The sequence below is a fragment of the Exiguobacterium undae DSM 14481 genome, assembly GCF_000620805.1.
Classification (GTDB): Bacteria; Bacillota; Bacilli; order Exiguobacteriales; family Exiguobacteriaceae; genus Exiguobacterium_A; species Exiguobacterium_A undae.
The window spans coordinates 396671-414514 of sequence record NZ_KK211187.1 but is presented as its reverse complement, the minus strand read 5'-3'; the positions used below and the strand labels follow the sequence as shown (position 1 = coordinate 414514).

Sequence of the window (17844 nt, the reverse complement as noted above, 5' to 3'; positions counted from 1 at the left end):
CCTTTCTGTACAATCTGTTATTGCTGCGCTTTTTCCCAGTCAGCCAGGAACCGCTCGATTCCTTGTGTCGTGAGTGGGTGTTGCGTCAGTGATTCAATGACATTCAGCGGAATCGTCGCGATATCGGCACCCGCAAGTGCTGCGTTCGTGACATGAACCGGATTCCGGACAGATGCCGCAATGATTTGTGTCGGAATGTCATGAATGACGAATATTTGAGCGATCGTTTCAACAAGCCCCATGCCGTCTTGACCGATATCATCCAATCGACCCAGGAATGGTGAGACATACGTCGCACCTGCGCGTGCTGCGAGCAAGGCTTGGTTCGGATTGAAGATCAATGTGACGTTCGTCGTGATCTTTTCTTTCGAAAGTGCTGCAACGGCCTCAAGACCGGCCGGTGTCATCGGAACCTTTACCGTAATGTTCGGTGCAATCTGGGCAAGTTCCTTCCCTTCCCGAATCATTCCCTCCGCGTCGAGTGCGATGACTTCTGCACTGACCGAGACGTCTCCGACGATCTCACAAATTTCACGCAAGCGTGTATGGAAATCGACGCCCTCTTTTGCGACGAGTGACGGGTTGGTCGTAACCCCATCTAAAATCCCCATTTTATGTGCTTTTTTAATATCCTCTACGTTTGCTGTGTCGATAAAAAATCTCATCTCTCTCTTTCCCCTTTCATCCCTTAAAATATCCCTTGAAATCGCTTACTCTTCTATTATAAATTTTTTCTCCGAGAAGTCCTAACGTTTTCCAAAACAATCTGCTGAAACAGATGAAAAAAAACACGATAGACGAATGTCTACCGTGTTTTGGGCACGAAAAATTAAGCTTTGTTGCTTGAACCAAACTCACGCATCTTACCGATGACTGTTTGTTTGATTGCTTCGCGACCTGGTGCGATGAATACGCGTGGGTCATATGCTTCTGGTTTCTCAGCCAAGACTTCACGAACCACTTTCGCGAACGAAATTTGGTTTTCCGTGTTGACGTTGATTTTCGAAGTACCAAGCGAAATTGCTTTTTCGATATCGTGTGTCGGGATTCCTGTTCCACCGTGAAGAACGAGTGGGAGGTCCGTTGCGTTACGGATTTCTTCCATTTCAGTGAAACCAAGGTTTGGTTCACCTTTGTATGGTCCGTGAACAGAACCGAGTGCAGGAGCAAGCGTATCGATACCAGTTTCTTTAACGATACGAACGCAGTCGTCAAGTTTCGCGTACATGACATCGCCGATGACGTCGTCTTCTTGTCCGCCAACTGTTCCAACTTCTGCTTCGACTGAAACACCTTTCGAGTGTGCATACTCAACAACAGCTTTTGTTGTTTCGATGTTTGTGTCGATCGGGCTATGTGAATCGTCGATCATTACAGATGTAAATCCAGCGTCGATCGCTTCTTTACATTTTTCAATGCTCGAACCGTGGTCGAGGTGGATTGCAACAGGAACTGTTACTTTCATGTCGTGAACGAGACCTTCTACCATTTTAACAACTGTGTAGAATCCGCCCATGTGACGTGCTGCACCTTCAGATACTCCAAGAATGACTGGTGACTGCTCTTCTTGAGCCGCACCGAGTACTGCTTGAGTCCACTCGAGGTTGTTGATGTTGAATTGACCTACTGCGTACTTACCTTCGAGAGCTTTGTTTAACATGTCTGTCATAGATACTAATGGCATAATGACATCCTCCTCTGTTTTGATCGCTACTTACACGTAAACGTGCATTTTCAGACTGATTATAACACACTGATTCGCTTGAACGTACAGCATTTCGCTCCGAATTTAGGATTGTGACGACGACGTGAAAGATTAACCGCTTACATCGCTCGAAATTTGCACAGTCACTTCTTTTTTTAATTCAAAGATGTCAAACGGCTTTCCGAAGAAGGCGACGACGCCCAGTCGCTTCGCTTCTTCCATTGCTTCTTTTTCCCCAAGTGCCGTCATCAAAATCGTCCGAACCCGTCGTCCGACCTCGTCTTGGTGACGCAATACTTCAAGACCGGTCCGTCCCGGCATGTTGACATCCATCAACAATAAATCATAATCCGCCTCTTTCAGGCGTTCAATCGTCTCTAAGCCGTCCACAGCGACGTCCGTCGTGTAGCCCTGTGCCCGAAACAATTGGGCCAATAAATTCCGAATCCCCGGTTCATCTTCCGCGATCAGCAATCTCCCTTTCATGTCCCACACTCCTCCTCTAGTTATTTCCATTCTACATGAAAGCAAAACTTGCTATATACTATCCTTGACAGAAAGTTAGAGAGGATGTTCAAAATGATGAAAATTTTAGCGACTCAGTTCAACGGAAAATTACAAACGCTTACAAAACAAGAAGACGAATTATTCGATGTCGTCCGTCTGCTGGCTCAGGCGCTCGTCGGTCAAGGGAAAGTCTATCTCGATGCGTACGGTGAATTCGAAGGTCTCTATCCGATGCTGTCCGACGGTCCGGATCAGATGAAACGGGTCACGAAAATCAAAGATCATAAAACATTACATGCTGTCGACCGCATTCTGATTTTCACACCGGATACGGAACGTTCCGACCTGCTGGCGTCTCTCGCCCGTTATGATGCGTGGCACACACCGTACGCAATCATCACGCTCGGCGACGTGACTGAGACACTCGAACGGTCGATCGCACCGCTCGCCTTAAAATTCAACAAAGGCCTGCTTCCGGCTGAAGACGGTTCCCGTCACGGCTTGCCGAGTCTTGCACTGGGTGCGTTCCTGTTGACGCATATCCTGACGCAGTTACAAGAGATGACGGAAGAGTGGGAATGACGCTTTTCTTCTATAGTATTAGAACGTGATGCTGAACTGTTTTATCTGTAACGACAAACCGAGTGGGTTTCCTCTAGCTTTAGAGAAAACCCACTCGGTTTTATTGCGTCTGAATTGTTGGATCCTCTCAAGCCGAAGCTTGATCTTCCTGCGCTTTTACTTCTTCGCCGTATGACAGCTGATCCTGCATCCGAACGAACGGCAGATAAATCGCGACTGACATGGCGATCGTTGCGATTTGCAACAAGGCAGCACGCCATCCGCCGATCAAGAACCCGGAGATGATCGGTGGTGTCGTCCATGGTACCTGCAAGGCATTAAACGGTTCGACCCAGCCCCACAGAATCGTGAAGTAGACCATGAATGATGCGATGGCAGGAACGATGACGAACGGGATGAACATGATCGGGTTAAAGACGATCGGCATCCCGAAAATGACGGGTTCATTGATGTTGAACAAACTCGGCGCAAGTGACAACTTACCCAGTTGCTTCAAGTGCGCCGACCGGGCAACCATCAACGTCGCGATGATGAAACCGATCGTGATCCCGGTTCCGCCGAGCTTCGTAAAGACATCCAGGAATTGAATCGTGACGATGTTCGCGTTTCCGCCAACAACCAGTTCTTTCCCCGAGTCAATGATCGCTTGGTTTTGGAGCGCGTTGGCTGTCAACAGCGGTCCCATGATTCCCATGATGATGGCGGCACCATGAATCCCGCACCACCACATGACGGACATGAGGACCATGATGAGAACGGCTCCAGCCAGCGTATCCGTCAAGTTTTGAATCGGCGCTTGGAGAACGTCATAGATGACTTCCGTGAACGTCCGGTCTGCAAATGCCTGGAACACGGCAAACGTGACGACAGACAACGTGATGACGGCTAATCCCGGTACGAGTGCCGAGAACGAGTTCGCAACACCCGGCGGAACACCTGCCGGCATCTTGATGCTGATGCCGCGTTTGATGAACTGCGAGTAGATGAAACCGACGACCAATCCAACAACGATCGCCGCCATGACACCTTGTCCACCTGTCCAGACTTTCGGGACGACGCCTTTGACGACTTCGCCTGATTCCGACAGGACGGATGCTTGGGTGATGATCAAAAACGAGATGATCGCGAGGATCCCGGCCGGCACCCCTTCGATTTTTTCGTTTTTGACGTAGGAATAAGCAATCCCGAATACACCAATCAAGGCGAGGATATCAAACGTCGCTCCGACGACTTGCGTCAACGGCAACGTCCAATCGGCTCCAAAGAGACCGGACATGAACTTCTCCCAACCCGGAATCGGGAGGGCTAAGATTAACAGGAACAGTGACCCGATGATTGTCATCGGCATTGTCAGGATGAATCCATCCTTGATGGCGAGAACGGGTTTGGCATTCGCGAAACGGGCAAAAGCCGGCGTTACTTTTTCGAATACGGTTTCTAGACGACTCATTCGGAAACCTCCTTACAGGTCTTCAGCGCGCGTGGCGATGATCTCTTTGTACCAATGGAACGACTGTTTCTTTTTGCGGGCAAGACCATTTTCATGGTCGACATAGATGAAACCGTATTGTTTTTTATAACCGTTCAGCCAGCTGAGGAGATCGATGACCGACCACGCATAATATCCGGAGACATTGATTCCTTCCTGGACCGCGTGTTTGACGGCGCGGAGGTGGCTCTCGATGTACTCGATTCGTGGTGTATCCATGATTTCTTCGCCGACGATCGGATCGACATCACCGAGACCGTTCTCTGTAATGTAGATTTTGACATCGCCATAACGGGCTTGTAACATCCGAAGTCCATCGAGGAAGGCATCCGGTGCAATTTCCCAGCCCCACTTCGTATAGACTTTATCGTCCATCAAGACCGTCTTATAGACGCCGTCAAACGACGGATTACCCGGACGACCGGTCGAATTTTCACGACCGCCCGCCATGACGAGTGCTGTATCGTTTTTCATGACACGTTGCGGACAATAGTAGTTGAGACCGATGAAATCGTTCATCGGAGCTGTCCGTTTGAGGACGTCGAGTTCGTCTTGTGTCCAGTCCGGCAGGAGACCTTGTTGCTCCAGTTGCTTGACGACGTATTCCGGATACGTCCCTTTTAAGATCGGATCGTAGAACCAGTGTGTCGCAAATTCGTTCGCATGCATCTCGGCGAATTTATTATCCGCCTCGTTGTCGATGCTGAAAGCCGGGTTAAAGACGTGCGTGATGCCGATTTCCCCTTCGTATCCGGCTTGCTTAAAGCGTTCGACGGAACGGGCGTGGGCGACGAAAACATTGTGCGTCGTCTGGAAGTAGGCTTTCGCATCACCTTCGATGCCTGGCGGGTGTGCGCCTGACAAGTAGCCGAGCGAACAGAAGATGACGGTCTCATTAAACGTAATCCAGTTGCGGACACGGTCACCAAACGCTTCGAAACAAGTATCCGCGAAGCGGACGAAGGCATCGACCGTCGCTTGATTCCGCCAGCCGCCTTGTTCTTCAAGGACTTGCGGCAAATCCCAATGATAGAGCGTGACGAACGGGACGATGTTGTGTTTTAAACATTCATCGATGACATTGTTGTAAAACTCGAGTCCCTTTTCGTTTACTTCGCCTGTGCCGTTTGGGAAGATCCGTGGCCATGAAATCGAGAACCGGTATGATTCCAGCCCCATCTCTGCCATCAGTCCGATATCTTCTTTATAGCGGTGATAATGGTCAATCGCGACATCACCGTTTGTATTTTCAAAAGTCTTTCCAGGAATTTTCGAGAAGACGTCCCAGTTCGAGACGCCTTTCCCGTCCTCGTTCCATGCACCTTCGACTTGGTAAGAAGCCGATGCTGCACCAAACAGGAAATGTTTAGGCATTTTCAAAGTCGTCACCCCGTTTTATTTATTTGCGAGCTTCAATGCGTGGTCGAGTACTTTTGTTCCGTTCATCATGCCGTAATCGATCGTGTTGATGACATCAATCGGCACACCTTTTGGTTCACAGATCTGTTTGCCTTTTGCGAGCAAGTATTTAACTTGCGGTCCGAGCAGCGCAACATCCAAGTTGTCGACATACGTTTCCATTTCTGATTCCGGGTAGGCTGCGATTTCTGTTTCGAGTCCACGCTCAGCGGCAACCGCTTTCATTTTTTCCACTAACATACTTGTCGACATACCTGCCGCACAGAATAATCCGATTTTCATCATTTTTGATCCATTCCCTTCAGTTGGTTGATTTCGTTTTGCATGTGCATCATGTATCCGAGCATTTCTTTAACAAGAATCGTATTCATCAAGTGATCTTGCGCGTGTACCATCAGGACACCGACCGTAGCCGTTTTTCCTTGTGCTTCAAGTGTGACGAACTTCGTTTGAATGCTGTGCGCTTCTTTTAAAGTCGCATCTCCCGTTTTGACCGCTTCATTCGCTTCGTCTACTTTTCCTTCTTGCATCAAAAGCATCGCGTGGTGGTAACTTGCTTTCGCGTCTCCCGAGAGGGCAATCAGACCGAAGATGTCTTCCGGTGTAATTTCAATCGTTTCAGAAACCATGGTATCTCTCCTTTTGTATGGATAACTAAAATTCATAGGTACAAATTCTACAAATTGATAATAGCACGTGCGAAAATTTATGTAAACCCTTTCTTCTTGAATAAAATGTGAACAAAAAAAACGCAGGTGAGAGATTCCTCCCGCCGGCGTTCAAGATTTAATATTCGAGACTTTCAACATTTTGACGTGTCGGAAATGATGGGTCGCCCGCGAGACGTCAAAGATTTGACCGTTCGTTAAGTAGACCGTATTATCGACGAGCAGCGCCGGATCGTTTTCTTTTAACTCAAGCAACACGGCGTCTTCCGCATTCAAAAAGTCCGCGTAGATGACTCGGTCGGCAAAGCCAATCGCAAGTTTTTGGTCATTGCGTAAATAGTTGTAAATCGACTTTTGAATGATGTTTTCATCCAAATAGACGACAAGGTTTTTACGGAAATACGAATCCTCGACCGAAAACGGATGATCGTCGACCAACCGCAGACGCTTGACGTAGTAGACCGGCGTGCCGACGGGACACTTCATCCGTTCCGCCACCTCTTCGTTCGCCGTCGTCTGTTCAAACGCCAAGGCACGTGTCTCGACTTTGCGCCCGCTGAAGTCACTCGTCAATCCTTGGAGTTTCTCGAGGTTGACGTAATCACTGTTGTAATGATCGCGGACGAACACGCCGCTGCCCTGCACTTGATAGACGTATCCTTTATTAACGAGAATCTCGATCGCCTTTCGGACGGTGTTGCGGCTGATGCCGTACTTCGTCGCATATTCATCTTCCGTCAATAACTTATTCGTATGTTGATAGACGTGATTTACGATATCCGTCTCGATTTGTTCTGCTACTTGTTTGTACTTTGGAGCCATCAATATCTACACCTTCCACGTAAATTTGTAGGAATGAATTCGCTATCATTATAGCAGATAAGTTTTACACGCGTCTTTGAATCCTCAAATTCCAATAAAACATGAAAAAAACCCGTCTCCACACGGGAGACAGGTTTTCAATTCCAATCCTTGACGCTTACTCACCAAGTGATGCTTGAATGAAGTCATGGAAAAGAGCTTGCGGACGTTCCGGACGTGAAATCAATTCCGGGTGGAACTGACACGCGACGAACCATTTGTGTTCTGGAATCTCGATGATTTCGACCAAACGACCATCCGGGCTTGTACCGGAGAAGATCATACCGTTCGCTTCGAACTGCTCGCGGAATTCGTTGCCGAACTCATAACGGTGACGGTGACGTTCATACACGAGTTCGCTTGAGTACGCGGCACGTGCTTTCGAACCTTCCTCGAGCTTACATGGATAAAGACCAAGACGAAGCGTTCCGCCTAAATCTTCGATGTCTTTTTGCTCCGGAAGCAAATCGATGATCGGGTATGGTGTCGCCGGATCGATTTCCGCCGAGTGCGCCCCTTGTAAGTTCAGGACGTTACGGGCGAATTCAACTGTCGCCAGTTGCATCCCGAGGCAGATACCGAAGAACGGAACGTTATTTTCGCGCGCGAAACGGGTTGCTTCGATTTTTCCTTCGATGCCGCGTTCGCCGAATCCGCCGGGAACGAGAATTCCGTTTGCTGATCCAAGGAGTTCTTGGACGTTCTCACGCGTGACGTCTTCCGCATTGATCCAGTCGATTTCGATGTCGCTGTTGAACGCAAAACCGGCATGCTTCAACGCTTCTGCAACCGAGATGTACGCATCACGCAATTCGACGTATTTCCCGACGAGTGCGATTTTCGTTTTCTTCTCGAGGTGTGTCACGGTATGGACAAGTTGTTTCCAAGCTGTCATGTCAGCAGATGGTGTATCGAACTTGAAGTAGTCACAGACGAGTTGATCCATGCCTTGACGTTGCAAGTTGAGCGGTACCTCATAAAGCGTTGACGCATCCTTCGCTTCAATGACGGCTTCCGGACGTGTGTCACAGAAGAGGGCAATTTTATCTTTCATTTCTTGCGGTACATCATGCTCCGCACGTAAAACGATGATGTCCGGCTGGATTCCGTAGCTCCGGAGTTCCTTGACACTGTGTTGCGTCGGTTTCGTCTTCAGCTCACCTGCAGCTGCCAGATACGGAACGAGTGTACAGTGCACATACATGACGTTTTCCTTGCCGATGTCATTTTTCACCTGGCGAATGGCTTCGATGAACGGAAGCGATTCGATATCCCCTACTGTTCCACCAATCTCTGTGATGACGACGTCAGCCCCCGTCTCTTTTCCGGCACGGAAAACACGGTCTTTGATCTCGTTCGTGATGTGCGGAATGACCTGAACTGTTCCACCGTTATAATCGCCACGGCGTTCTTTTTTAAGAACCGTCGAGTAGATGCGGCCTGACGTGACGTTCGCATTCTGACTGAGGTTGATGTCGATGAAACGTTCGTAGTGACCGAGGTCAAGGTCAGTTTCAGCGCCGTCATCCGTCACGAATACTTCACCGTGTTGGTACGGGCTCATCGTGCCCGGGTCGATGTTGATGTACGGATCGAATTTTTGGATCGTGACGTTGAGGCCACGGTTTTTCAAGAGACGTGCGAGCGATGCTGCCGTGATCCCTTTACCGAGTGAAGATACTACCCCACCGGTTACGAAAATATACTTTGTCATGATTAAATTGCTCCCTTCTCAAGTCCAGAAATCTGTCAGAGGTCGTAAAAAAATAAAAAAGCAAAAGTGCCCCCATTCACAGGAGACACTTTTGCTGAAATTAAGCACGTTGCTTAAAGAAGCCCATGACTAACTTACGTCATTCCGAAAACTTCGTCAAGCAGATTTTTTAAAGTCAAAAATCAAGCGTGCTGTCGTCAGCCGTCAACGAAAAAACTGCTATTTTCATGTTCAAAAATAGCAGGTTGCGGTTGTTAAACTTCTTCTTCATCTTCCTCGAAATCTTCGAGGTCTTCTTCATCCAAATCGTCGTCGAGATCATCGATGACCGCGACTTTTTTGAATGTATCATCTTCGCTGTCGTCAGCTGCATCGTAATCGGCTGTTTTCGCGAACGTATCGAGATCATCTTCGATCGTCTCGAATTCATCTTCTTCTGCATCGTAGTTGAACTCTTCTTCGAACTCATCCAGTTCTCCACGTTGACGTGCTTCGATGACCAAATCTTCATCCGATTTGTCAAACGGATACCACGCACGAAGGGACCAACGGTTAGCTCCTACGTTAACGAAGTTCCCATCGATGTTCATGTCTGTATAGAGTTGGGCAAGTTTCTCGAACTTGTCCTCTTCATTTGTAAACGTATGATATTTTTCGATTTCTTTTGTGATGTCATCGAAAGTGATAGGCTGTTCGCCCGCTTCTTGCAGCATTTCATTGACGAAGTTAATCAGTGAAAGATCAGTAATTTCTTCTTTACTTAAACGGCTGAGGCTCATTGTGACGGCCACTTCCTTTCATTTGCGTTCAATCCATTACTTCTCATTATACGCAAAATGGCTTTTAAAAATCCAGTCTCTCGTAAAAAAAAGATTGTTTGTGAAACAAATCGTGTTTTTGACACGCTCAAAAAAGGAATAATGCAGGGAGAAGAAGGAGGAATGACCGATGGAAATGACAATCGAACGGGTGAACGATTTTGACGGCTACAACTGGCTTCCGCTGCTTGCCAAAAGTTCACAGGAAGAGTTTATGTTCGTTGAACACATGTTACGCAACCGCCGGCAGGAAACCTTTCAAGAAAACGGGGAAGCGATGTTCGTCGCCTTGTCGACGACCAATCAGGTCCTCGCTTGCGGTGGCTATATGAAACAATCCGGTCAGACCAAAACAGGTCGGATCCGCCATGTCTATGTCTTACCGGAAGCACGGTCGCAAGGCATCGGAACAGCACTGCTTGAGAAAATCGTGTCCGAAGCTTTTTTGACGTATGATCGTTTGGTTCTCTACAGCGAGCAGGCGGATCCGTTTTACCAAGGACTCGGTTTTCAGCCGGCAACGGGTGACAAGATTACACATGCACTCGATAAATCTGCTTTTGCCAACTCAAACCGATGAATTGACATATCGGAAACTATCGATTAGATTGATGGCATGACACATCAAGTTGATCTTTTTAAAGCTCTGTCGAACGAAGTACGGCTCGATATCTTACGCTGGCTCAAAGATCCTCAAACTCATTTCGGTAAACCGACCGCTCACTTGTCAACGAATTCCGCTGAAAAAGGAGGCGTTTGTGTCGGTGATATCCAGGAGAAGGCAAACTTGTCCCAATCCACGGTATCCCAGTACTTGGCGATGTTACAAAAAGTCGGACTGCTCGAATCAGAGCGTCACGGCAAGTGGACCTATTATCGGCGAAATGAACAAAAGATCAGCGAACTGGCGGAGTACTTCAAGGGAGAACTCTAACGGGTTTTCCTTTACTCATATATCGACATTTCTCGATATATAGATTTGTTAAAGAAAGAAGTGACGGATTGTGAAATTCATTTATTACTTGTTCGCCTTGCTTGCCGGCATCTCGCTCAGCATCGAAGGCGCGATTTATGGAGAACTCGGCAACAGCATCGGCAAACTTGAGAGCAGTTTCTATAATTTCTTTGCCGGGACGATCATCATCGGCATCATCATGCTCTTTTTCGGAAAAGGCTCGCTCGGCTACACGTTTAAGGCACCAAAATGGACGTTGCTCGGCGGACTGCTCGGAAGTATATACTTAACGATCCTCATCATCAGCATTCCGCTCGTCGGTGTCGGACTGGCGATGATCAGCGTCATCATCGGTCAGATGATCGCCAGCATGATCATCGAACACAAAGGCTGGCTCGGGAGTCCGCGGGTCGCCATCAACAAAGATAAGTTGATCGCATCCGGTCTGATGGTCATCGCCCTATTTTTGATTTTTTAAGGAGGAATCGTAATGAATATCGCATTACTTGGTATGACGCTGCTTGGAGGTGTACTCCTCAGCGCCCAGTCTTCAATCAACGGCGCGTTTGGTCAAAAAGCCGGCGCACTGGAAAGTACGTTCTTGACGTTCTTCACCGGCATGTTGCTGCTCGCACTCGCCGTCCTTTTCTTTGGACAAGGAGATGTCCTGATGTTGCTTGACGCCCCACGCTGGCAACTCAGTGCCGTCTGGTTCGGCGTCAGTTATCTGTTCCTCACCATTCTCGCCGTTCCCAAGATTGGTGTGACGGCAGCCAGCATCGCAACCGTCATCGGACAGTTGTCTGCCGGAATGGTGCTCGATCACTTCGGGACATTTGGTGGCGTCGAAGTGGCGTTTGATCTCAAACGGTTTGCCGGTCTCTTGTTCATGCTCGCTGCTTTGTTCTTCATTTATCGCGGCAACAAACGGCGTGCTGCTGCTCCTGCTTCTGACTCGATCGCTTCTTGATCGTCAAAATGATTGGTTATCTAACATTAAAAGGAATCACTCTTTCTTTCACGCGCTTTCCTCAGGCGAGACACAAGCCAACTTTCCTGCCTCAATGAGGCAGGAAAGTGGGTCTTGTTCGTCTCTGACAGCGCAAGTCACCTTGCGCCTTTTCCTGTAGGAGTCGCGTGAAACGAGTGATTCCTTTTGCACGAAACAAGGGTGGCAGAATTATAATCTGCCGCCCTCTTTTGTATAGCAATCAATTTTCAGTCCATCCTGTTCTACTTGTCTTGCCCGTTCAAATACATCAAGGCATCCACTGCCAGCTGATGATCTGCTTCTTGCGATAAACCGGACACGGTGATTGTCCCGATGACACCGACTCCCGTGACGCGGATTGGAAAGGAACCACCGGCATCGGCATAGTCGGCCGGATCGACAGCGTACATCGTATGGTAGGACCGTTGCTTGCTCTCATTGTAGAGACGCATGTAGAGCGAACTGTGACCGTGCCGGAGCACGACGTTCGATTTCCGGCGGATCCACTCTTCCTGATCCGGTGCCGTTCCGTCGAGTGCTGCGTAAAACAAGCATTGTCCGTTTCGCTTCAGTTCGACGGCGACAGACAATTGTTCCTGCAACGCTCGCTCGATGACATATTGTCCGGCCCGCAGTGCCTCCTGATTCGTAAAACTCTGTAACGTCAAGGTATGCTCTTGTGCCAACAACTCCGTCAGTTTCATCCCTCCCACTCCTTCCGCAGGATTTTCCGTCCGGTCTCACTGCTCAACCGGACCGCTTCAATCAGTTGCATCGTCTTCAAAGCATCGGTCAAGTCGACTGGTAAATCTCCGGTCGCAAGCCCTTTCGCCAACGCTTCATAAAACCCGAGATAGTTTCCCGGAAGTGTCGCCAACCGTTCCGGCGGCTGATCGGCAATCTGCAGATAACCGTAGTTCGTTTCCTCGTCCCGTCCGAATGTGTGATCGATTGGTTGACCGGACGCCAGTCGGGCTTCTTGCGGATCCATCCCGTATTTGACGTAACTGCCGCGTGTCGCATGTAACTCAAACCGCGGGGTTGGTCCTTGGATAAAGGAGTTTGACCGTAAGACGACACGGCGCTTTCCGTAAAACAACGTCATCTGGAAGCCGTCATCCGTCTCTGCCCCGTCACGCTGGAACAAGACATCACCAACAACCGCATCCGGTTCGCCGAATAAAGCGAGCGCTTGATCAATCAAATGGGAACCAAGATCAAATAAAATCCCGGAGCCCGGTCCCTTCTGTTCGCGCCACCGGTCCCGCACGACCGGACGATACCGGTCAAACCGCGATTCAAGCCATTGCCAGTCGCCGATCTCATTCATTTCAATCAACTGCTCGATCGTCAAGAAATCGCCGTCATACCGTCGATTTTGATAAACTGCGACCCGCACACCCTGCTGATCGGCAAGGCGCATCAGTTCTTCCGCTTCTTCGATCGTCACGACCGCCGGTTTTTCGAGCAGGACGTGTTTTTTCGCCTCGATTGCCTGTTTTGCCATGTCAAAATGTAAGGCGGTTGGCGTCGTAATGATGACCAGTTCCGTCTGCTCATCTTGAAGTGCTTCCTCTAACGTCGCGATGACGGCCGCATCCGGAAAGACGGTCGCGACCTTCTCTGCTTGGCTCGAAACGACTTGTCGGACCGTAAACTCCGGTAACGCTTGAATCAATGGGGCATGAAATGTCACGGCTGAAAATCCGAATCCGACAAGCGTCGTTTGAATCGTCGTCATGCTTGTTCCTCCTCTGCTATTTCGAGCAAGACTGCTGCTTCACGTAACCAGTCCTGCCAGCTGTCTGTTGGTTGTTCGTCAGTGATCAAGACGTCAATCTGGTCCAGGTCACAAACCTTATGCAGAAAACGTTTCTCAAATTTTGTCCGGTCGGCGAGCACGATGACCTCACCGGCACTGCGGATCATCGCTTTTTTGACGATCGCCTCTTCGAGATTTTCAGCAAACACCCCTTGCTCCGTCAGACCACATGCTCCGAGAAACACACGATCGACCTGATAGTTTAAAATATCATCGGCCGTCTTGATGCCGACCAAGCTACGCGCATGCCGATCAAACTTTCCCCCGGTCACATACAAATCGATTTCCGGACGTGCCTCGACCTGCTCGACGATCGCGAGGGAGTTCGTGACGATGTGGAGGGGTTGCACCGGGAGATGGACCGTCATCCGGGCGACCGTCGTCGCAGCATCCAAGATGATGGTTTGATTTCGTTCGACATAGCGGACCGCCCGTTTGGCAATGCGGTTTTTTTCCGGTTGCTCCGTTCGTCGATCGTATTGTACGGTCGTGTTCGTCCCGACACGAATCAAGCCATTTTTGACCCGGATGATCTGGCCTTCCTGCTCAAGTGCAATCAGATCACGACGCGCCGTATCCCGTGAAATCCGGTATTCTTCCATCACCTGATCGAGTGAAATCTCAGGGGTCGTCTTGATCCATTCGCGCATTTGTTGAAGTCGTTCCTGTTGCGCCATTTAGATTCCCTCCCAGTTCTTTTCTTTATTTTAAGTTTTTAAATTAAAATGTGCAATTTTTACGCAAAATATATTTGTTGAATTCGGGTAAAGAAAACTAGGACTCGGATTTTAAAAGGAGGAATCACGTATGCGTACGATTTTCATTACCGGGGCCTCGTCCGGCATAGGTCTTGCGACCGCCACACGTTTCGCTGAGGAGGGATGGACGGTCTACGCCGGCATCCGCGAATGGACGCCGGCACTCGAGCAACAAGCTGTGCCAAATCTGCATTTTCTTGAAGTCGACGTCACCGATCTTGCGAGCCTGAAACAAGCCGTCGCCGTCATCGAGCAGGAAGTCGGGCATCTGAATGCCTTATTTTGTAATGCCGGACAAGGATTGTTGCGGGCGCTCGGACAAGCAACGAGTTACGAAATCAATCAACTGTTTGATATCAACGTCTTTGGCGTCATGCGGACGGTTGAATGTTGTCTGCCGCTGCTCAAAGCCGCTCCGCACGGCAGTCATCTGCTCGCGACTTCAAGCATCAGCGGCCTTGTCGGTCAGCCGATGAATGAAATTTATTGCGCCAGTAAATTTGCTCTCGAAGGATTGTTCGAAAGTCTCGCCACCTATTACAAACCATTTTTCTCGATTGATGTCACATTGATCGAACCCGCTGCCGTCGAGACGAACTTTACCGCAAGCGTCCTCGACCGTCTCGAGCAGACGGGCGGACTTCACGATGATGACTTCAAGCCGATTGTCGAGAGTTATTTACGCACCTACCGCATCCGCCATCAAGAGCGGCAGTCAGCGGATGACATCGCCGAGTTGGTATTCGATCTCGTCCACGCAGACGAAAAGCCGTTACGTGTCCGAACCGCACCGGAAGATGAAGCATTCGTCGCTCATAAAACGGCGAACGATCCGTCCGGTCTGATCGGAACCGTCAAAACCCGGCAACTGACGTTAAATTTAGACTGATTTCCCTTTTGTTGAAAAGACAATCGCTGCATCCTTTTCTTCCTCCTATAATGAAACTATTCAATTCATTTTATTCAAAAGGACGGTTTTTCATGACGAATTTGTTTTTGTACGCAGCCGTCTATTTGATTCCGACGTTCATCATGTTTTATATGGCGGTCGATATCTTTTTGCGGAATCCGAAGCGCTCGCAACACCGGTTGTTGAGCTTGTTTACCTTTGCCTACGGGATGTTATTCCTCGGTGAGTTTTTCCGAAATACCGCACCGGTCGCGATGAGTCCGGCTTTTGTGACGTATTGGTTCGGGAATGCCGGCTTACTCGTCTTCAGTACATCGCTTCATTTTATCTTCCGTGTGTCGAACTTGTGGAAAAAGATGCCGCGCCTCCTGTATCCGGGCATCTTTTACCTGCCGATGGCCATCGTCTTGTTTACCTATGTCTTTCAGACGAACGTCATCAACAGCCAACAGTTCGACCGGATCGGACTGTTCATCTATCCGGAGTTCAATCCGTCCTATTTGATCACGATGACGGTCGGGAACGTCTTCCACGTCCTCGTGATCGGTCTCCTCGTCTACGCCCGGACGCACTTGCGTGACGCACGACGCGGCATCATCAACGTCTTGCTGGGTGTTGCGCTGATCGTCCTTGTCTGGGATGTCGTCTTCGGTTACAACTCGTTTTATGGCATCATGCCCCCGTATGCCTATATGTACGGCGGACTGTTTTGGGCGGCTGCCTTGACGATTGCGATGCGTCGGTTTGATTATCTTGCGTCCTACCAAAAACGGTTTGCGACGCTGTATAACTTGAATCCTTCCGCGATCCTGTTGGTCGACCGGTACGGCCGGATCGAGAGTGCGAATCCTGCCGCCTATACGTTACTGAAAGAGCAGGACTTGTTGGGTCATCCGTTCGCCGATTATCTGCCGGAGAAAAAACAGCAGGACTGGACGGTCCATTACGAGGTCCATTTCCAGTCGCAGCGCAAATTCAATGAGTACGAAACGAAAGTCGTCACCCGGGAACAACAGGAACGGTATGTCGTGATGGATGCCGATTTCGTCTTCATCGAACAGGAACTCCACGGAATGTTGTTGATTCGGGATATCCAGTCCTTCAAAGAGGCCGAGCAAACGATTCGCTTTTTTGCATATCACGATCCACTGACGAAGATTGCCAACCGGCGCAGTTTTTATGAAGCAGCCGGACAAGAACTGTTGAAACGGATGAGCATTACGATTGTCGTCGTCGATCTGGATGGATTCAAAGGCATCAACGATACGTACGGGCATCAGATTGGGGATGCGTTCTTAATCCACATGGCCCGATTACTTGAACAAGAAGTTGCATCGCTCGGCTTTGCGGCGCGTGTCGGGGGCGATGAATTCTTTTTACTGTTGTATGATCAGACACCGGATCAGCTCCATCAGTTCATGTCGTCACTCTTAAAAACGTTCCAAGACAATCCGTTTCTTTTGGCGGAAGAGTTGATTGAGATTCGGACGAGCATCGGTCTCAGTTATTCCCCTGACCACGGCATCAGTCTCGATACGTTGATTCATCATGCCGATCAAGCGATGTATCATATCAAACATAACGGCAAAAACGGATACCGGATTCATGATACGCTGGATCCGATACAACGACCGTATGAAGGAGGGGCCAGATGATTTCCGCGTTCGCTATTTTTTCACGCCTGTTCAAAGGAATACGTCGTGCGTTCCACTTGTCGTACTTCCAAGGATTATTGATTCTCTGTCTGTTGACATTGATTTCCGGAACGATTTTTTACAGCACGCAAGAAAATTTATCGGTCGTCGATGCGCTCTACTTTTGCATCACGACACTGAGTACGGTCGGGCATCCGACATTTTCCCCCGTCACGACGCTCGGGAAAATCTTTACGATGGCGTACATCACGATCGGATGCGGATTGTTTTTGACGCTGATCGCGACGCTGTCCTATGTCTTGATCAAACAGCCGGAAGAGTGAGAGGAGAAGTTATCGATGCGACAAGCTGCCATTCAAAACAATTTCGACTGGTGTCGTTTAATCTGTGAGTTGCATGGGTGTACCGTGACGGAAACGGCGGATAGCTGGGTCGCCAAAGGGGATGTTCCGCTCCTCTATCCGGAAATGATGGTCCGCGCTCACCAACAACAACTTGATTTGTCCGGTGTCAGGAGCATCAAGGATTGTACGGCCGGTTACGATTTTTCACGTGCCGGTTTGACGCATCTCTTTACAGCCGAATGGATCACCCGCCGTCCGATCCTCGATCGTCGGGCTTTACCTGCCGATTGGACCGTCGTGCGTGACGTGCAGGAAGCAGCACGTTTTTTCGCCATCCTCGAAACGGAGGATGTCCCGCAGAGGTTGTTTGAACGTTCCGATGTCCGGCTGTTTTTTTCCGAGCAGCAACAAGCGGGATTCATCGCCTATTCGAACGGACAGACGACCGGTCTGTCCCACCTGACCTCAAACTATCTCGACGAACGGCTGTGGGATGATGTGATCCGGCTCAGCTCCGCCCATTTTCCCGGACAACCGCTTGTCGGCTATGAATATGGGGATCAACTGATCACGGCCCTCGAGGCCGGTTTTGATGACATCGGACCGCTTGCGGTCTGGATTCGCTGAACGGATGAACGTTCCCCTC

At 49.3% G+C, this 17844-nt stretch carries 22 protein-coding genes; 9 read left to right on the top strand and 13 right to left on the bottom strand.

Annotated elements, in window-relative coordinates:
* Positions 1-17: 17 nt before the first annotated feature.
* The 3 genes from fsa to P397_RS0102860 form a co-directional block, all read right to left on the bottom strand.
* A complete protein-coding gene (gene fsa / locus P397_RS0102870; protein WP_026831881.1) occupies positions 18-665 on the bottom strand; it encodes a fructose-6-phosphate aldolase in 648 nt (215 codons plus the stop codon).
* 164 nt (positions 666-829) lie between these two features.
* A complete protein-coding gene (fba, locus tag P397_RS0102865) occupies positions 830-1684 on the bottom strand; it encodes a class II fructose-1,6-bisphosphate aldolase (protein WP_026831880.1) in 855 nt (284 codons plus the stop codon).
* 132 nt (positions 1685-1816) lie between these two features.
* Positions 1817-2191: a response regulator gene (locus P397_RS0102860; protein ID WP_026831879.1), complete on the bottom strand. Its 375-nt coding sequence runs from the start codon at positions 2189-2191 to the stop codon at positions 1817-1819.
* A gap of 93 nt (positions 2192-2284) precedes the next feature.
* Here P397_RS0102860 and P397_RS0102855 point away from each other — a divergent pair, with 93 nt between their 5' ends.
* Entirely contained in the window at positions 2285-2794 is a 510-nt protein-coding gene (locus P397_RS0102855) for a DUF2529 family protein (RefSeq protein ID WP_028105548.1), read from the top strand.
* A gap of 127 nt (positions 2795-2921) precedes the next feature.
* Here the strand turns inward: P397_RS0102855 and P397_RS0102850 are convergent, their stop codons facing one another.
* The 7 genes from P397_RS0102850 to rpoE form a co-directional block, all read right to left on the bottom strand.
* A complete protein-coding gene (locus P397_RS0102850) occupies positions 2922-4244 on the bottom strand; it encodes a PTS sugar transporter subunit IIC (RefSeq protein WP_026831877.1) in 1323 nt (440 codons plus the stop codon).
* A 12-nt stretch (positions 4245-4256) separates the two neighbouring features.
* Entirely contained in the window at positions 4257-5663 is a 1407-nt protein-coding gene (locus P397_RS0102845) for a glycoside hydrolase family 1 protein (protein WP_026831876.1), read from the bottom strand.
* Between the two features lie 15 nt (positions 5664-5678).
* Complete coding sequence (locus P397_RS0102840; protein ID WP_026831875.1) at positions 5679-5987, bottom strand: PTS sugar transporter subunit IIB; 309 nt, start codon at positions 5985-5987, stop codon at positions 5679-5681.
* Positions 5984-6331 carry a PTS lactose/cellobiose transporter subunit IIA gene (locus P397_RS0102835; RefSeq protein ID WP_026831874.1) on the bottom strand — a complete coding sequence of 116 codons (348 nt, stop codon included), beginning with the start codon at positions 6329-6331 and terminating at the stop codon, positions 5984-5986. The genes P397_RS0102840 and P397_RS0102835 overlap by 4 nt, the downstream gene beginning before the upstream one ends.
* Positions 6332-6481: 150 nt before the next feature.
* On the bottom strand, positions 6482-7192 hold the full coding sequence (locus P397_RS0102830; RefSeq protein WP_026831873.1) for a GntR family transcriptional regulator: 711 nt from the start codon (positions 7190-7192) through the stop codon (positions 6482-6484).
* 157 nt (positions 7193-7349) lie between these two features.
* Entirely contained in the window at positions 7350-8945 is a 1596-nt protein-coding gene (locus P397_RS0102825; protein ID WP_026831872.1) for a CTP synthase, read from the bottom strand.
* 254 nt (positions 8946-9199) lie between these two features.
* Positions 9200-9724: a DNA-directed RNA polymerase subunit delta gene (rpoE, locus tag P397_RS0102820; RefSeq protein WP_026831871.1), complete on the bottom strand. Its 525-nt coding sequence runs from the start codon at positions 9722-9724 to the stop codon at positions 9200-9202.
* 169 nt (positions 9725-9893) lie between these two features.
* On the opposite strand from rpoE, the gene P397_RS0102815 reads away from it, so the two are divergent.
* From P397_RS0102815 to P397_RS0102800, 4 genes are all read left to right on the top strand, one after another.
* Positions 9894-10343, top strand: coding sequence for a GNAT family N-acetyltransferase (locus P397_RS0102815; protein ID WP_028105547.1), 450 nt, complete (start codon positions 9894-9896; stop codon positions 10341-10343).
* 36 nt (positions 10344-10379) lie between these two features.
* Positions 10380-10697 (top strand): ArsR/SmtB family transcription factor, encoded by a 318-nt coding sequence (locus P397_RS0102810; RefSeq protein ID WP_028105546.1) that lies wholly within the window; start codon positions 10380-10382, stop codon positions 10695-10697.
* A gap of 70 nt (positions 10698-10767) precedes the next feature.
* Positions 10768-11196, top strand: a complete 429-nt coding sequence (locus P397_RS0102805; protein WP_026831868.1) for a DMT family transporter — start codon at positions 10768-10770, stop codon at positions 11194-11196.
* Between the two features lie 12 nt (positions 11197-11208).
* The gene (locus P397_RS0102800; protein ID WP_026831867.1) at positions 11209-11688 is read left to right on the top strand and encodes a DMT family transporter; all 480 of its coding nucleotides are present in this window, start codon (positions 11209-11211) and stop codon (positions 11686-11688) included.
* A 263-nt stretch (positions 11689-11951) separates the two neighbouring features.
* Here P397_RS0102800 and P397_RS0102795 read toward each other — a convergent pair whose 3' ends face one another.
* Genes P397_RS0102795 through P397_RS0102785 form a run of 3 tightly spaced genes read right to left on the bottom strand, consistent with a single transcriptional unit; the run spans position 11952 to position 14208 of the window.
* Positions 11952-12413 (bottom strand): heme-degrading domain-containing protein, encoded by a 462-nt coding sequence (locus P397_RS0102795; protein ID WP_028105545.1) that lies wholly within the window; start codon positions 12411-12413, stop codon positions 11952-11954.
* On the bottom strand, positions 12410-13450 hold the full coding sequence (locus tag P397_RS0102790) for a Gfo/Idh/MocA family oxidoreductase (protein WP_028105544.1): 1041 nt from the start codon (positions 13448-13450) through the stop codon (positions 12410-12412). The genes P397_RS0102795 and P397_RS0102790 overlap by 4 nt, the downstream gene beginning before the upstream one ends.
* Positions 13447-14208 (bottom strand): DeoR/GlpR family DNA-binding transcription regulator, encoded by a 762-nt coding sequence (locus tag P397_RS0102785; RefSeq protein ID WP_028105543.1) that lies wholly within the window; start codon positions 14206-14208, stop codon positions 13447-13449. Before P397_RS0102785 ends, P397_RS0102790 begins: the two co-directional genes overlap by 4 nt.
* A 130-nt stretch (positions 14209-14338) precedes the next feature.
* Here P397_RS0102785 and P397_RS0102780 point away from each other — a divergent pair, with 130 nt between their 5' ends.
* From P397_RS0102780 to P397_RS0102765, 4 genes are all read left to right on the top strand, one after another.
* Positions 14339-15178 carry an SDR family NAD(P)-dependent oxidoreductase gene (locus P397_RS0102780; RefSeq protein ID WP_028105542.1) on the top strand — a complete coding sequence of 280 codons (840 nt, stop codon included), beginning with the start codon at positions 14339-14341 and terminating at the stop codon, positions 15176-15178.
* Positions 15179-15270: 92 nt separating this feature from the next.
* Positions 15271-16854, top strand: coding sequence for a sensor domain-containing diguanylate cyclase (locus P397_RS0102775; RefSeq protein ID WP_028105541.1), 1584 nt, complete (start codon positions 15271-15273; stop codon positions 16852-16854).
* Positions 16851-17177, top strand: a complete 327-nt coding sequence (locus P397_RS0102770) for a potassium channel family protein (protein WP_028105540.1) — start codon at positions 16851-16853, stop codon at positions 17175-17177. Before P397_RS0102775 ends, P397_RS0102770 begins: the two co-directional genes overlap by 4 nt.
* Before the next feature lie 15 nt (positions 17178-17192).
* Positions 17193-17825 carry a hypothetical protein gene (locus tag P397_RS0102765; protein ID WP_028105539.1) on the top strand — a complete coding sequence of 211 codons (633 nt, stop codon included), beginning with the start codon at positions 17193-17195 and terminating at the stop codon, positions 17823-17825.
* Positions 17826-17844 lie beyond the last annotated feature (19 nt).

What these genes read in the sequence shown, in the direction of transcription:
- fsa (WP_026831881.1), bottom strand. Translation starts at nt 665, where the DNA reads ATGAGATTTTTTATCGACACAGCAAACGTAGAGGATATTAAAAAAGCA.
- fba (WP_026831880.1), bottom strand. Translation starts at nt 1,684, where the DNA reads ATGCCATTAGTATCTATGACAGACATGTTAAACAAAGCTCTCGAAGGT.
- P397_RS0102860 (WP_026831879.1), bottom strand. Translation starts at nt 2,191, where the DNA reads ATGAAAGGGAGATTGCTGATCGCGGAAGATGAACCGGGGATTCGGAAT.
- P397_RS0102855 (WP_028105548.1), top strand. Translation starts at nt 2,285, where the DNA reads ATGATGAAAATTTTAGCGACTCAGTTCAACGGAAAATTACAAACGCTT.
- P397_RS0102850 (WP_026831877.1), bottom strand. Translation starts at nt 4,244, where the DNA reads ATGAGTCGTCTAGAAACCGTATTCGAAAAAGTAACGCCGGCTTTTGCC.
- P397_RS0102840 (WP_026831875.1), bottom strand. Translation starts at nt 5,987, where the DNA reads ATGATGAAAATCGGATTATTCTGTGCGGCAGGTATGTCGACAAGTATG.
- P397_RS0102835 (WP_026831874.1), bottom strand. Translation starts at nt 6,331, where the DNA reads ATGGTTTCTGAAACGATTGAAATTACACCGGAAGACATCTTCGGTCTG.
- P397_RS0102830 (WP_026831873.1), bottom strand. Translation starts at nt 7,192, where the DNA reads ATGGCTCCAAAGTACAAACAAGTAGCAGAACAAATCGAGACGGATATC.
- P397_RS0102825 (WP_026831872.1), bottom strand. Translation starts at nt 8,945, where the DNA reads ATGACAAAGTATATTTTCGTAACCGGTGGGGTAGTATCTTCACTCGGT.
- rpoE (WP_026831871.1), bottom strand. Translation starts at nt 9,724, where the DNA reads ATGAGCCTCAGCCGTTTAAGTAAAGAAGAAATTACTGATCTTTCACTG.
- P397_RS0102815 (WP_028105547.1), top strand. Translation starts at nt 9,894, where the DNA reads ATGGAAATGACAATCGAACGGGTGAACGATTTTGACGGCTACAACTGG.
- P397_RS0102810 (WP_028105546.1), top strand. Translation starts at nt 10,380, where the DNA reads ATGACACATCAAGTTGATCTTTTTAAAGCTCTGTCGAACGAAGTACGG.
- P397_RS0102800 (WP_026831867.1), top strand. Translation starts at nt 11,209, where the DNA reads ATGAATATCGCATTACTTGGTATGACGCTGCTTGGAGGTGTACTCCTC.
- P397_RS0102795 (WP_028105545.1), bottom strand. Translation starts at nt 12,413, where the DNA reads ATGAAACTGACGGAGTTGTTGGCACAAGAGCATACCTTGACGTTACAG.
- P397_RS0102790 (WP_028105544.1), bottom strand. Translation starts at nt 13,450, where the DNA reads ATGACGACGATTCAAACGACGCTTGTCGGATTCGGATTTTCAGCCGTG.
- P397_RS0102785 (WP_028105543.1), bottom strand. Translation starts at nt 14,208, where the DNA reads ATGGCGCAACAGGAACGACTTCAACAAATGCGCGAATGGATCAAGACG.
- P397_RS0102780 (WP_028105542.1), top strand. Translation starts at nt 14,339, where the DNA reads ATGCGTACGATTTTCATTACCGGGGCCTCGTCCGGCATAGGTCTTGCG.
- P397_RS0102775 (WP_028105541.1), top strand. Translation starts at nt 15,271, where the DNA reads ATGACGAATTTGTTTTTGTACGCAGCCGTCTATTTGATTCCGACGTTC.
- P397_RS0102770 (WP_028105540.1), top strand. Translation starts at nt 16,851, where the DNA reads ATGATTTCCGCGTTCGCTATTTTTTCACGCCTGTTCAAAGGAATACGT.
- P397_RS0102765 (WP_028105539.1), top strand. Translation starts at nt 17,193, where the DNA reads ATGCGACAAGCTGCCATTCAAAACAATTTCGACTGGTGTCGTTTAATC.